General features: G+C 67.1%; 10 protein-coding genes and 1 pseudogene. 2 read left to right on the top strand and 9 right to left on the bottom strand.

The annotated features are described in order from the left end of the window. The first annotated feature begins 2 nt into the window (after nucleotides 1-2). Nucleotides 3-482, top strand: a complete 480-nt coding sequence (locus A9X03_RS11300; RefSeq protein WP_082974470.1) for a TetR/AcrR family transcriptional regulator — start codon at nucleotides 3-5, stop codon at nucleotides 480-482. Nucleotides 483-511: 29 nt separating this feature from the next. Here the strand turns inward: A9X03_RS11300 and A9X03_RS11305 are convergent, their stop codons facing one another. The 9 genes from A9X03_RS11305 to eccB form a co-directional block, all read right to left on the bottom strand. Further along, the gene (locus tag A9X03_RS11305) at nucleotides 512-1,219 is read right to left on the bottom strand and encodes a hypothetical protein (protein WP_067748601.1); all 708 of its coding nucleotides are present in this window, start codon (nucleotides 1,217-1,219) and stop codon (nucleotides 512-514) included. 86 nt (nucleotides 1,220-1,305) lie between these two features. Then, nucleotides 1,306-2,859 carry a type VII secretion integral membrane protein EccD gene (gene eccD, locus A9X03_RS11310; protein WP_067887750.1) on the bottom strand — a complete coding sequence of 518 codons (1,554 nt, stop codon included), beginning with the start codon at nucleotides 2,857-2,859 and terminating at the stop codon, nucleotides 1,306-1,308. Further along, nucleotides 2,856-3,692: a MinD/ParA family protein gene (locus A9X03_RS30205; protein WP_231972828.1), complete on the bottom strand. Its 837-nt coding sequence runs from the start codon at nucleotides 3,690-3,692 to the stop codon at nucleotides 2,856-2,858. Before A9X03_RS30205 ends, eccD begins: the two co-directional genes overlap by 4 nt. A gap of 1,152 nt (nucleotides 3,693-4,844) precedes the next feature. Next, on the bottom strand, nucleotides 4,845-5,132 hold the full coding sequence (locus A9X03_RS11320) for a WXG100 family type VII secretion target (RefSeq protein WP_067754652.1): 288 nt from the start codon (nucleotides 5,130-5,132) through the stop codon (nucleotides 4,845-4,847). A 41-nt stretch (nucleotides 5,133-5,173) separates the two neighbouring features. Further along, nucleotides 5,174-5,476, bottom strand: coding sequence for a WXG100 family type VII secretion target (locus tag A9X03_RS11325; protein ID WP_046184939.1), 303 nt, complete (start codon nucleotides 5,474-5,476; stop codon nucleotides 5,174-5,176). A gap of 88 nt (nucleotides 5,477-5,564) precedes the next feature. Further along, nucleotides 5,565-6,761: a PPE family protein gene (locus tag A9X03_RS11330; RefSeq protein ID WP_067754655.1), complete on the bottom strand. Its 1,197-nt coding sequence runs from the start codon at nucleotides 6,759-6,761 to the stop codon at nucleotides 5,565-5,567. Between the two features lie 280 nt (nucleotides 6,762-7,041). Next, nucleotides 7,042-8,838, bottom strand: a complete 1,797-nt coding sequence (gene eccCb / locus A9X03_RS11335) for a type VII secretion protein EccCb (RefSeq protein WP_067754666.1) — start codon at nucleotides 8,836-8,838, stop codon at nucleotides 7,042-7,044. 58 nt (nucleotides 8,839-8,896) lie between these two features. Beyond that, nucleotides 8,897-11,137 carry a type VII secretion protein EccCa gene (eccCa, locus tag A9X03_RS11340; protein WP_067754669.1) on the bottom strand — a complete coding sequence of 747 codons (2,241 nt, stop codon included), beginning with the start codon at nucleotides 11,135-11,137 and terminating at the stop codon, nucleotides 8,897-8,899. Further along, nucleotides 11,134-12,585, bottom strand: a complete 1,452-nt coding sequence (gene eccB / locus A9X03_RS11345; protein ID WP_068261079.1) for a type VII secretion protein EccB — start codon at nucleotides 12,583-12,585, stop codon at nucleotides 11,134-11,136. Before eccB ends, eccCa begins: the two co-directional genes overlap by 4 nt. Before the next feature lie 126 nt (nucleotides 12,586-12,711). On the opposite strand from eccB, the pseudogene A9X03_RS11350 reads away from it, so the two are divergent. After that, nucleotides 12,712-13,325: pseudogene (locus tag A9X03_RS11350) on the top strand (AAA family ATPase); the annotation flags it as partial.

Raw genomic sequence — 13,325 nt, forward strand, 5'->3', positions numbered from 1 at the left:
AGTTGTTCGCCGAACGTGGGCCGGCCGCCACGTCGATCCGCGATGTCGCCACTGCGGCGCGGGTCAACCACGGCCTGGTGTTCCGTCATTTCGGCACCAAGGAGAGGCTGGTCGCGGCAGTACTCGATCAGCTGGCGGCCCAGCTGGCCACGCTGATCGAGCGCGGCGCACCGGCGGCAGACGTCGAGGCTGCCGGGCGCCGTCAGTTACGGGTGATCGCGCGGGCGCTCCTGGACGGGTATCAGGCAGGCCGACTGCAGACCAGCTTCCCGGCGGCAGCCAGGCTGCTCGACGACATCAGGCCGGGGCATTGCAGCGACGAGGCGGCACGGCGTGCGGCGGCACACGCGGGCGCGTTGCTCATCGGCTGGCAGATGTTCGAGCCGTTCCTGCGCGCGGCAACGGGACTACGCGAGTTCGGCGAAGACGAGCTGGAGCGGTCCATCGCCGCCGAATCCGCAAGGCTTGCCCGGCCGCGTTGAGGCGCGGTGTGTGCGTTGCCCTCAACCGCTCAGAGTGTGACACCCGACGGCGCAGCCTGCGGGCCGGCCGGCGAGATGGGCTCGGCCGGAACCTTTTCGGCGGTCTCCGCGCCGGGCGCGGCACCGTCGGATTGCGCATCTGGCCGCCCGTCTTCTTCGTCGGCCCGGCGGTCCTCGTCGGTGGGAGCCTGGTCCTTCTTATTGCTGTCGGCGAGTTGCGCGGGAGCGGACCCGGCCCCCTGCATGCCTTGCAGGCTCCCCATCGCGCCCTGCATGCCCTGCATCACGGAACCCAATGGGCCCGTTGCGCCGGCCAGTTCACCGGGCTGAGGCACCGGACTACCGGGCTGCGGGGACGGCTTGGCGGGGCTGGGCTCGTCGCCATCGTTCGGCTTGTCCGCCTCGGGTTTGACTCCGGGTGAACCGCTCGCAGGTTCTTTCGCGGATGAGAGGAACTGAACCTGGGTCAGGTGGTCTCCGAGCCTCTCGTCGGTGTCGGCGTACATCGCGGCCGCGGCCGCGATGCTCGATCCCGTCTTGGTCAGTGCGGCTTTGACCGCAGGCAACCCGTCGGTCACCGGTGATTCGATGATCGGCAATGTCGCATTGATGGCCGCCGAGACGGCATCCGTGCCCGGCGCCACGATGGGCGCCGGCGGCGTGGGAAATGGCAATTGTTGCAGCGTGTTTCCCGCGTTCTCCAAGCGGGACGGTTCGACGACCAATGGCTCGATCATCAGTCGATCTCCTCTGCCCACTTGCGATTACGAGAATCTTACCCAACCCGCCGCCGCTCGAACCGCGGCAATTTCTACCCGCCTCGTCAGAATTGGATGTTGCGGACGATGTCGTAGACGCCCGTTATCCACAACAGCATTGGCAGGATGGCGGCGACCAAAACCCCGTCGAGCAGTTCCAGGACGCGCTTCATGACCGGTGAGATCCGGCGGATCCCCACGGTCGCACCGACGACCGCGAGCGCGACCACGCTCGTGGCCGAAAGGATGGTCAGGAAAAGCCATGCGGTGTTTGGATACCAGAGGCTCAACCGGGCGGTCACCCCGATCGGAATGGCGACGGTCGCCGCCAGCAGCGCCCACGCGCACCAGCGTTCCGCGTACAGGCGCGACCTGAATCCGCATGCGGCGGTGACCAAACCGGCGACCACCAGGCTGTGCACGAAGAAGTGTCCGCGCACGACGATCGCGACGACACCGACCGCCAGCACCAAAGTCCCGGCCGTGACGAATCCGATCAGCAGTCGTTTGGCAAGCTCGCTGCGTTCGGTGAGGCGTGCGGCCGAGCTCGGTACCGAGGCGATGATGGCCTGCCACGTCCTCGCCTCTTTGTCGTCGCTGAGCTCTTGGCCCGCAACGGGTTCGAGCAGCTCGTCGTGCTCGACGGCCTCGCCGGGCGCGGGGATCGGCGGAAGCGCGATCCGGGCGACCGCGACGGTCAGCTTGGCCGCATTGGTGACGGTGAAGAGCCCGAACACGATGGCACCGGCCGGCACCCAATGCTGCCAGCCATAACCGAAGGCGACGGCGGCGGCGGTCACGGCAATGGAGGTGACGGCGACGAACGACGCGATCTCGGAACGACGGCGTGGGCCGCCGCGGGTCAACAGTGTCAAGAACAGCACCACCGCCGCCGCACCGGCGAGCTGTGGTGCCCCGAGCGGGGCCGCTCCACGGGGCGCCGGAATGGCCAGCGCCACAGCGACGGTGATCAGGGGAGCCGCCGTCGCCAGCAGGCTCTCCGACAGGCTCACATTCTTGTAGAACCTGTTGGCCACCCAGCTGCCCGTCAGGGCCAACAGCCCGGCGATGCCCAACGCGAGTGACCACCACAGGTGGCGCCCGGTGTTCCACCAGGCCAGTGCCGCGATCGCGGCGATCGCCACCGTGACGACGGGAAGCGCCACGCCGATGAACCGATTCAAGGCGGGGCGGTCGAACTCCGCCGATTCGTCCAGCACGGCGATCGCGTCGATGACGTCCTCGACCAGCGGCCGGTACCGCTCGGTGCGGCTCACCGACACCAGCGTCAGCAGCGATCCGTCGACCACGACGGCGTCGTCCAGCGACTTGTCGGGCTTCAGGGGCGGGGCGCCCGGTCGGGCGAAAGTCCAAGCGCCCTGGGCCGAGAAGTCGAAACCGGCCAAGACATCGGCTGGAGCGTCTTCGAGAAGTTCGGCCAGAACCGCGACCGTGTCATCGATATACGCCTCGATCGGCGCGGACGACGGCAGGACGACGTCGGTCATCCGCCGCCCGGTAAGGATCGTCACCCGGGTGGTGGCGGGCTTGGCGGGCGCGGTGGTGCCGGCGGGCCCCGCAGTTGCGGCCGCGCCGGCAGTAGCGGTGGGTGCGCTCAACGACGTTCACCCCTGTCGAAATCGTCGGACAGTGCTGCGGCAAGCTCGGTAATCCTACGCTGGTAAACGGGGTCGAGCAGGCGGATTTCGATCTCTCCGCCGGCCGCGATGTGTTTGTCCCACGGCAACACCACGACCCGGTCCGGCCGAACGTGCTGCCCGAATTGCCGCACCAAGTCGGTGATGGCGACATTGGGTTCCCCGGGCGACACATGGTTGATCACCACACATGCGCGGCTCAGCAGATCCCGATGACCGCTGTCACGCAACCAATCGATGGCGACCGCGGCCTGCCGGGCAGCGTCGACCGATGCGCTGGTCACGATCACCAACCCGGATGCCGTTGCAAGCAGACCCCGAGTCAAGCCGGCCCCGCAATCGGCCAACACGACGCTGTAGAACTTCGACACCGCGTCGGCCGCCCGCTGCCAGTCGGTTGTACTGAACGCGCGGGGCGCCGTGCCGTAGTCCGCCCCGGCGAGCACCTCGAGGTTGACGGCATTGACGCTGGTGAGAGCCCGCACCTCGTTATAATGCGAAAGGTCCTTGCGCGCAAGGAGATCCGCGATACTCGAAGCCGATCGTTGCCCCGCACGATCCGCCAGATTCCCGGAGTCCGCGTCCGCGTCGAACGCCAGGATCCGGTCACCACGCACCTGTGCCAGCGTCGACCCCAGGGCGACCGTCAAGCTCGTCTTGCCGACACCACCCTTGAGGCTCAGCACGGCAATCTGATGAGATCCGCTGGGAATACGCTGTATTCGCCGGTGTAAGTCCCGCTCGTATTTCTCGTCGCGGGACAGACCAGGGTTGATGCGCGTCAGCTTGTACACCGCCCGCCGCCAACCGCGTTTCGGGATCGTCTTTTCGGCCGACTTCCTGCCCGGCTCGACACCGATGTGGGTCACGGCAGCGGTGGTGCCGCGCTCGCCGTCCGCGGATGCCGGCGGCGAACTCGGTGGTGCCGGCGACTTCGTGGGGTGTTGCGCCGCGGGACGCGCCGGAGCTGCGGGAGAGACCTCGCGCTCACGTCGCTTCAACGATGGCGGGGGCACCGGCCCGCCGTTCGGTTCCGCCGTCGCATGGTTGGCCCGTGGAATCGCTGTGACGGTGGGCCCAACCGCTGCGTTCACGCGGTCGTCTCGGTCGTCGGCGCGATGGCTGTGTCGCCCGGTGCCGGCGCCGGCAACGTTTGCCGCGTTGGTGTCGTCGCGGTTTGCGCGACGCGAGTGTCGGGCGTGCTGAGCCGGGGCCTGAGCGCGTGGGTCAGGTTGCGGCGCAAGCGATTTCGGGCCGACAGGCGGGGGCTGCTGACGCCGTTCGACCGGCGGAGGTTCGGCCGGGGGCTGCCTGCGCCGCTGGGCCGGGGGCGGTTCGGGCAGCTCAACGGCAGCGGGCTCCGGCTTGTCGATCGGCATCGGTGGCCGCGCGGGCGGGCTCGACCGGCCCCGGTCGACGGGGGGAGGTGCGGGTGGCGCCGGGGCGGCTTGCTCCGTCGGGTCGATCGGTATCGGTGGCCGCGCAGGCGGGCCGGCCGGGGCCCACTCGACCGGGGGAGGTTCGGGTGGCGCCGGGGCGGCCTGCTCGGTCGGGTCGATCGGTATCGGTGGCCGCGTAGGCGTACCGGCCGCGGTCCACTCGATCGGTGGTAGGGGGGTTTCGGTTGCGACGGAGGAAAATTGCTCTTCGATGTGGATGGGCATCGGCGGCGGCGTATGCCCGTTGGGCTTGGGCGGACTGTGCGCCGCCGACGGCATCGCAACCGGCTCAGGCGGCATCACAACCGGCGCGTTGACGTCGAATTCCGTCTGCGCCGCAGCCTCGTCCGCAATCTCCATCCCCTCAAGGGATTGGAAGAGCCGGTCGTAGTCGGCCGCCATCAAAGCCTTTCGTCAACTCGTTTCATGCGAGGAAGCACGAGAAGAGCCTAGATCTCCCGTCAGGTCGACGTGGCCCAATCTCGTGCTTCGCCGCTCGCCATCGTCTTACGTGAACATGCCCGTGACGCCGGATTCGGTTTGCGCCATCGCCTGGCTGGCCTCGGTGATGCGCTGGGAGAGCGCCTGCAACGCGGCGTTGAGTTCAGCGGAGGTGTCATCCCAATTCCGCTGGACCTGCTGGTAGGCCTCCGAACCGCTGCCGCCCCACGCCTCGGCCAGCTTGGCGAGGGAACTCTTTCCCTCGTCGAGAAGACCCTGGGTGGTCTGCACTGCGCCCGCAATCGAGCTGGATCCCGCTTCGATACCGGCGAAATTCCATGACTGTTCCGACATATTGTTGCTCCGTTTCTTTGTGGTGCTGAGGGGGTGATGGGTCAGAAGTTCATCTGCGACGACAGCGAACTGGCTTGTTCCTCGTCGGCCGAGGAGTACTGGATTCCGGCGCCGTGAATGTTCTGCGAGATCTCGCTGAGCGCCTTGATCTGGGCCTGGCCCGCTTCGTGGAAGCGCGTCAGCGCCTGCTGAGCGGCGGCACCGGCTTGACCGCGCCAGTGGCCGGCCAGCTCGCCACCGGTGGACTCCACGGTTTGGATGACCCGCTGGAGCTCGCCGGAGATCCTGTCGAAGTTGCTAGCCTCCGCGCTGAGGGTAGCGGCATCGGTCTTCATCTCTGCCATGCTGGACTACTTTCTCTGTTTCCTGTCCTCGCCAAGTGATGGCAAGTCTTCCGGCCCTGGCGGCCGGGAAGTCTTTCTTTGTGGGCGCTCACCAGTCGTCCTCGTGCTCGAACTCCACGTCCTCGCCGTCGTCCGGGCGCGTGGCGAGCAGTGCGGGGGACGCCAGCCCTGGCCGTGCGGCCCCCGCGGATTGGGCGGACGAGCCACCCATGCCGACGGGGGCCGCACCCCCGCCCGCCGACGACCCGGCGCCGGCACCCGCGGGGGTGATGGCCTGCGACGGCTTGTCGAGCAACTGATTCATCAGCGACGTGCGGGCCGTCGTCCCGCCCGCACCGGGTAGTGCTTCGGAGCGCATGAGTCCCATCCCCACGCTGGGGCCGGATCCGCCGGCCAAGGGATGCGTGGAAAGTGGGCTGGCGCCGACCAGGCCCAGCTGGCCACCCTCTTTGCCGGGCAGATGGCCGAGCTTGTCGCCGACCAGGCTGTCCCCGGGGCCGCCCATACTGCCGGACTGGCCGGCCATCGAGGTGAGTTGTTGCAGCGGCTGCATCAGCTGCTGCATCGGTCCACCGAGCTGACCCAGCTGCCCGAGGGCCGGCATGGCCGGCTGCTCGAGGGGCACCCCGACTTCCGGCACCGTTTCCGGGATTTCGTCCTCCACCTCCGAGAGCGCGCGCATCGCGGCGGGAATCGCCTCGGAGCCAACGGCCGAGAGCGTGCTCAACGCCTCCGTGGCCACCGCTTCGCCCACACCCGGCTGCAGGATCGGCTTGATGGGCGGAAGCGGCTCGAAGGTCGTGTTCGCGATCGTCTCCACCTGATAGATGTCCATGACCGCGGCGGCCTGATTCCACATCCGGACGAAATAGTCGGTTTCGTTCAGACCGATCGGCACCATGTTGATGCCAAGGAAATTCGTGGCGGTAAGGACCGCGTGCGTGATGTGGTTGGTCGCGATCTCCGGCAACGACGGCGTCATCGCCAGCGCCTTGGCGTACGAGGCGGCCTGCGCCGCCGCGCGTGCCGCGCGTTCCTGGGCCTGCTGAGCCGCGGTTTGCAACCAAGCCACCATCGGCATCGTCGCGGCTATCGCGCGTTCGCTGCTCATGCCGGTCCACGACGCCTTGAGGGAAACCAGGGCGGCAGACAACTCGAGCGCCTGGGTCTCGAGAGCCCCCGCCAGCGCTTCCCAGCCGGCGGCGGCCTGCAGCATCGGAGCCGGACCCGCTCCGGCCATCAGCCGCGCGGTGTTCAGCTCCGGTGGCATCGCGTGCCACAACATGGCTATCCAGTCCCCTTGTCTGCGAGTGCTTTTCGGTTACCGCGTGAAGTCGTTCGCGACGCCGTACCGTGCATCGGCGCTTGCGCCGGGCGCCCTCGAACCCCGGCCGGCGGGGGTGGCGACTTCGTCGCCAATTCCGACAACCATCGGGTTAAGTGGCATTTTCTGCATTTGCATACCTCTTCTGCACATCGGCGCGAAATAGCTATTCATTTAGGGCAAAACAACCCATTGGCCAACGAAATCTCGGCTCGTTATGCATGCGGTGCGTTCAACGTTCTTACTGGGCGCTGGGATAATCGTAACCGCCTCCTGGAGGTGGTGAGTGCACTTCTTCCGGAGGATCCAAGTAGGCCGCTTGGATGACCTCTTTCCCCTCGGGAGCGACCAGAAATGCCTGGCCAGGCGGCCTCCGCTTCACCTGGATGTCCCGCGACGGGAAGTCCTGTTTGTCGCCCGACAGGAACAGGGTGGGCGATCCGGCGCCGTAAGCGGCGCCGACGAACTTGTCCATCGTCGCCTTGTATGCGGAGCTCATTTGGCACGTCACGATGATGTGCAGCCCGATATCCTGAGCCGCGGGCAACAAAGGCGCCAATGGTGCCATCGGCGGTATACCTCCGGCCGCCGCCACAATCATGTGCCAGTCATCGACGAGAAGAACAACATCGAATCCGCTCCACCATGAGCGGGACCGGAGTTGCGCGGTGGTCAGGTCGGCCGGCGGCAGACGCTTCTGCAGGTTGACCGCGAGGGCCTTGATAGCTTCGTCGAGCGTCGTGCTGTTCCGGTTGATTGCGCCGGCGTCGAGCAGATGGCTCTGGGGCACCGCATCCAACAACCCGGAGCGGTAGTCGGCGAGCATGAACCGCACCTGCTTTGGGCTGTTGCGAGCGCAGATAGCCCGGGCGATCGCGTGGGCGGTGCGGGTCTTTCCCGACTTCGGGGCACCGAAAATCAACAGGTGGGGCGTGGTGTACATGTGCGCGTAGGCCACCGACAGATCCGTCTCCCGCACCCCGATAGGAATGGTCCATCGAGTGCGGTAGTCGGAATCCGGTCCCGGGGGGTTCGGGTCGAGCTCGTAGAGATAGATCCGCTCTGGCAGCACCCGTACCCGCGGCGCCTGCTCAGTGTGTTGGGCCGCAACGTCATTCACCGCCGCGGTGATCGCCTCAACCAGGTTCTCGGCGCTGTGCACACCGTCGAACCGCGGCACACCGATCATCAAGTGGTGCTTCTCCGTCGACATCGCGCGGCCGGGACGATTGGCCGGGATGTCGCGGGTGGCCCGATCGATCTGCGTGTCGTTGACGTCGCCGAGCCGGAACTCGATCTTGGTGCCGAGGTAGTCGCGGACCCGCGACTTCAGTTCCGTCCAGCGCGGCGTGGTGATCACCACGTGGATGCCGAACGAGAGGCCTTGCGCCGCGAGGTCCTGGACCTGCGACTCCAGATCGGGGAATTCGCTGACGAACGCCGGCCACCCGTCGATGACCAGGAAGACGTCGCCGAACGGGTCGGAGGCGACGGGTTGGTTCGGATCCTCGCGCAGCTGCCGATAGGCGGCGATCGAGCCGACCCGGTGCTCCTTGAAGGTCGCTTCCCGTTGCCGCAGAACGGCTTGCACCTCCGCGATCACCCGCATGACACGGTCGGGCTCCGAGCGGGTGGCCACGCCACCCACGTGCGGCAGGTTCTCCAGATAGATCAGGCCGCCACCGCCGAGATCGATGCAATAGAACTGAACCTGCCGCGGTGAGTGGGTGGCCGCCGCCGACAGCATCATCGTCTGCAGCAGCGTGGATTTCCCCGTCTGCGGCGCTCCCCCGATACCGATGTTGCCGCCGGCGCCGGACACGTCCACGCCCCACGTGGCCTGCCGGTGCATCCGCGGTTCGTCCATGACGCCCAAGGCGAATCGCAGCGGTTGCCGGTCGTCCTGGGCGATGAGTTCATTGACCGGGGTGGGGTCGGTCAATGGGGGAAGCCACATCTTGTACGCATGCGACTCGGTCGTGCTGAGTTGCTCGAGCACCACCTCGCGCAGCGCCCGCCCCTTGGTTTCGATACTCATCGGCGCCGCTCTCCTCCGCAGTAAAGTGGTGCCCCCACTGCTTCGGCGCCGGCGCGAGTCATGACGCCACCGCCTCGTCGAGCACCGGTCCCGCGGTGAACTGTTGGATGCGAACCTTTTTCGGGCCGACGTGCGGGCCGGCCCCATTGCCCTCACCGTTGGTTTCCGCGCGAGCCGTCGGGACGTACGTGTTGCCGGTATACAGGGTGCTGAACTTGACCGGGTCTTCCATGCCGACCCGCAGAAATCCGACACCGCTTTCCTTGTTGGTGATGTACTGCGCCTCGGGGGTCCCGATCACGGCTTTGGATTCGTGCGAGCTGGTGGTGCGCAGCGCGATGCGGTACGTCAGGTTCGGCTCCAATTTGTCGATGCGCACACCGCCGGTCTGCAGCGACTGGGTGGCCAGCAGCAGGTGCACGCGCAGCGACCGCCCCACCCGGCAGATCCTGTCAAACAAACCGATGAAGTCCGGGTGGCTTTGCAGCAGCTCGGCGAACTCGTCGACGACGACGAAAAGCGTTGGCAGGGGCGGCAGGTCGGCGCCGCGTTCCCGGTACTTCTCGTACTCGGCCACACCGGAGAGCGCTCCGGCGGCGCCCACCTTCATGCCGGCCTGGCGCAAGATGCCCTGCCTGCGGTCGAGTTCGCCGGTCAACACCTCGCCCATGCGGCTGACGAGTTCGGCTTCCTCGGCCATGTTGGTGACCACGGCGGCGGTGTGGGGCAGCTTCTCCATGCCCAAGAACGTCGAGCCGCCTTTGAAGTCGGTCAGCAGCAGGTTGACCTGGTCCGGGTGGTGCATCGCCACCAGAGACAGGATCAGGGTGCGCAGGAATTCCGACTTGCCCGACCCGGTGGTGCCGATCAACATGCCGTGCGGCCCCGCGCCGAATTCGGCGCCCTCCTTGATGTCCAGGTACATGACGTTGCCGGTCTTGAGTTCATGTCCGAACGGGATCTTCAGGCGATCGCGGTCGGTGTCGGTGAACATCCGCCAGCGGTTCGGCACAACCTCTTCGACGCTTTGCGCGCCGACCAGCTGGTGCCATTCGGTCGCCGTCTTCTTCTGGACGTTCGTGCCCTTCTTGTCCAGGACGGTGCCGGTGATGGACCAACCGGCCAGCTTTCTCGCGATTCGGCCGGCTTGGTGCGGCGACATCCTGTCGGCGACGGATGTCACCTGACGAAACTGCTGCCCGGGCAGGCGGTCATCGGCGGTCCCGTCCTCGGCGACCCTGATGCGGTAGTTCGAGCCGCGGTGGTTGCCCAGCGTGATCACCGTGACACCGGCCCTGCCGTCGGGCGGGAAGCCCGCCCGGCCGCCGGTCAGGTCCACCACCACGACGTACGGGCCGCCGGGAAGGGAATCGGGGGTGTGTGGCCCGCGGGCCGCCAGGTCCGACAGGTTGTCGGGCCGGGTGTAGATCATCCGGACCGGCCCCGAGGCGTCGGTGTCGGTCGGATGTTGAACGTGGGGAAGCCATTTCAGCCACGACCAGTCGGGATCGTCCGGGTTCTCGGTGAGAACGCGGATCTGCAGCAGGTCCGGCGGGTGGAATACGGCCAGATGGCAGATCATGGCGGTCAACAGGCCGGCCGCCCCTGCCGGGTCGCCGCCAACCGCGATCGTCGGAAAGGTGCGCAACTGCACCAGCTTTGGACAGTCGTGGATGAGGCCGTGGGTGCGCAGGAACTTGACCACCCACATGTTGGCGACCGGTTCGAGGTATGGCTGCGGCGCCGCGGACGGGCCGGCCAGCTCGCCGCCCGTTGACGGCTTCATCAGCCGGTCCACCGCCGGCTGGTCACCGATTCCGATCCGAGTGGCGGCATAGAAGTCGGCGTTCGCCGGGCGCGACCACTGCCGCGGTGTGCCGATGAGCGAGGCGAGATCTTCGGGATGCGGTGCGTGGTAACCGAAGAACGCCACCTGCGCGCTGGCCGATGACGTCACCCGGGGACGGAGGCCGGCCAGGTAGCGCAGGTACTCCTTGCGGTCGGCGTTGATCTCGGGCACCTTCTTGCCGCCGCCACCGTGACCGGCCATCATGCCCATCGACATCATGATCATCATCAGCGGCATCATGAGCATGTACGGCGACAGCTGCCTGGTGCCGGTGACCACCATGATCGCGATCATGCCGAGCATGCACACACCCATGACGTAGGGAAGTGCCTTCTGGACGCCCGACGGCGGGATGTCCACGCCGAGGTCCTCGGGCGGAGTGAGGCTGATCTCGCCCGGGGTGAGGCGGGGACCGCGCGTCACGGAGGGGGTGAACTTCTTGGTCGTCATGAGGGACCTCCCGGGGCCGCCGCCGGGGCTTTTCGCGGGCTCGGGTCGGCGGGCAGGGTGTCGTGCTCCAGCAGCGCGGCCTCTTTGGACAGCACCGGACCGTCGACCAGGAGGCGGATGATCTCCCAGGGCGCGGACTTCGGCGCGCTCAGACCCAGGGACGACGCCGTCTGGGCGTCCGGCAACCCGTAGCGCACCCCTTGCGGGTCGACGTAGTACAGAGATTCGCCGTACCGGGGATCCGGGGACTGCAGCTGCACGAACTTGCCGCCATCGGAGTAAACCGTTGCGGGGCCTTGGATTTGCTTGATCCCCGAGTTCATGGCCGATGCCGGGATGGGCAGATGCCGTCCCGTCAACACGCTCGTCTTCGGAGCCTGATCGCCGGCTTTGCGTTCCCACGTCCAGCACAGGGTGGGGTCTTGGGGCCGGGAGACGATCTTGACCGGCTCGTCGGGCAGCGGCGAGTTGTAGACCACCTCGGGCACCTTGACGATCTCACTCGGCACCACCGCCGGGGGCTCAACCAGACCGTAGGACTGGATGGCGCGCAGCGCCGCGGCGGTGTTGGCGTTGACGGGCGCGACGCCGTCGAGCAGCACGACGAAGTAGCGCGGACCCGAGTTCGCGTGGATCTGCAGGATCGATCCGACCACCAGCTGCTCGGGCAGCCCGAAGGCGTTGGGAGATCCCGCGCCTGGGATTGCGGGCAGCTGCCAGGAGCCCGCGTCGGGCAGCGCATTGAACATGGCCGAGGAAAGGGGGCTGGGCTTCGCGGTTCCGCGGATTCCCACGGCGAAGGTCATCGGGCGGTCGCTCAAGTCGGTCGCGTGCCGCCCGTGGGTGTCCACGACCCAGTCCTTGCCCTGGTAAGACGCGAGCAGCGCCTCGTGCGGAAGGATCGGGTCGATCACGACGGGCTCGATCTGCAAAGGCATCGCCACCACCGAGGTCTGCACGACGGGGTTGATGCTTTCCGCCTGAGTGACGGTGTCGCACAACGCCCATACCGATGAGGAGTCCGAGGACACGGGCGTGGCGTAGGGCGCCCCGGGGATGCCGACCGACTGCCCCTTGGGAAACCTGCTGAGCTCGGCGGGCTTTACGGCCTTCGGCTCGGCCGGATTGCCCAACACCAGTCGCGCCGAGGTCAGGTTGTAGACGGGATGCAGTTGACCCGACACCATCAGGTAGAGCTGGTTGGTGGCGCGGTCGACGAACAGGTTACCGCTGCCGAGCTTGCCCTGCGGTTTGAAATACGCCATCGCCAGCGCGCCCACCACGACGAGCACCGAGACGAGGACGCCCAGCGCGACCGAACGGCTGTAGAACTGCAGCGGGTCGTCGAACATCCGGGTGTCGCGCCGCACGATGGCGTGTTCGAGGCGCCGCAGCAGGAAACGCCAACCGCTGACCTGGACCTTGGTGGTTAGCCGGAAACCTGCCATGCGTCACTCGATGATGTTGAGTCGTCCGTGAACCGCGGCGATCGCCTCGGTCATGTCCTCGCCGTTGATCTCGCGCAGGCGGTCCTCGTCGAGGGATTCGAAGTCGACGGACCGGGTGAGCCGGATGTCGCGGTATTGCTCGCCGGCCTCGGGGTCATTCCCGAACCGAAGCTCGTCGAGACCGCGCGCAAGGATTTCGTCGCCGAGTACGAAGGCCAGTCGGCGGTCAAGAGCACCAAGACGATCGATCGCGCACTCGGGGGTGTGCTGTTCATCGACGAGGCCTACGCGCTGGTGCAGGAGCGGGACGGACGCACCGACCCGTTCGGCCAAGAGGCGCTGGACACGTTGCTGGCGCGGATGGAGAACGACCGCGACCGGCTCGTGGTGATCATCGCCGGCTACAGCTCGGACATCGATCGGCTGCTCGAGACCAACGAGGGCCTGCGGTCCCGTTTCGCCACCCGGATCGAATTCGACTCCTACTCACCGGAGGAGATCCTCGAGATCGCGAAAGTCATTGCGGCCGCAAACGACTCGGCGCTGAGCTCGGAGGCGGCAGACAATCTGCTGCAGGCCGCGAAGTTGCTCAGCCAGCAGACGGTGCGCGGCAAAGCCGCGCTCGACATCGCCGGCAACGGTCGCTACGCGCGCCAGCTGGTGGAGGCCGGCGAGCAATACCGCGACATCCGGCTCACCCGGTCCGTCGACTTCGAATCCCTCGACGAGGACCGTCACGA

This window comes from Mycobacterium sp. E1715 (genome assembly GCF_001667625.1).
In the GTDB taxonomy this organism is placed as follows: domain Bacteria; phylum Actinomycetota; class Actinomycetes; order Mycobacteriales; family Mycobacteriaceae; genus Mycobacterium.

Bases quoted from the DNA above. Each gene is read 5' to 3' on its own strand.
- A9X03_RS11325 (WP_046184939.1), bottom strand. From the start codon at position 5,476: ATGGCAGAGATGAAGACCGATGCCGCTACCCTCAGCGCGGAGGCTAGC.
- A9X03_RS11320 (WP_067754652.1), bottom strand. From the start codon at position 5,132: ATGTCGGAACAGTCATGGAATTTCGCCGGTATCGAAGCGGGATCCAGC.
- A9X03_RS11305 (WP_067748601.1), bottom strand. From the start codon at position 1,219: ATGATCGAGCCATTGGTCGTCGAACCGTCCCGCTTGGAGAACGCGGGA.
- eccCa (WP_067754669.1), bottom strand. From the start codon at position 11,137: ATGACGACCAAGAAGTTCACCCCCTCCGTGACGCGCGGTCCCCGCCTC.
- eccCb (WP_067754666.1), bottom strand. From the start codon at position 8,838: ATGAGTATCGAAACCAAGGGGCGGGCGCTGCGCGAGGTGGTGCTCGAG.
- eccB (WP_068261079.1), bottom strand. From the start codon at position 12,585: ATGGCAGGTTTCCGGCTAACCACCAAGGTCCAGGTCAGCGGTTGGCGT.
- A9X03_RS11330 (WP_067754655.1), bottom strand. From the start codon at position 6,761: ATGTTGTGGCACGCGATGCCACCGGAGCTGAACACCGCGCGGCTGATG.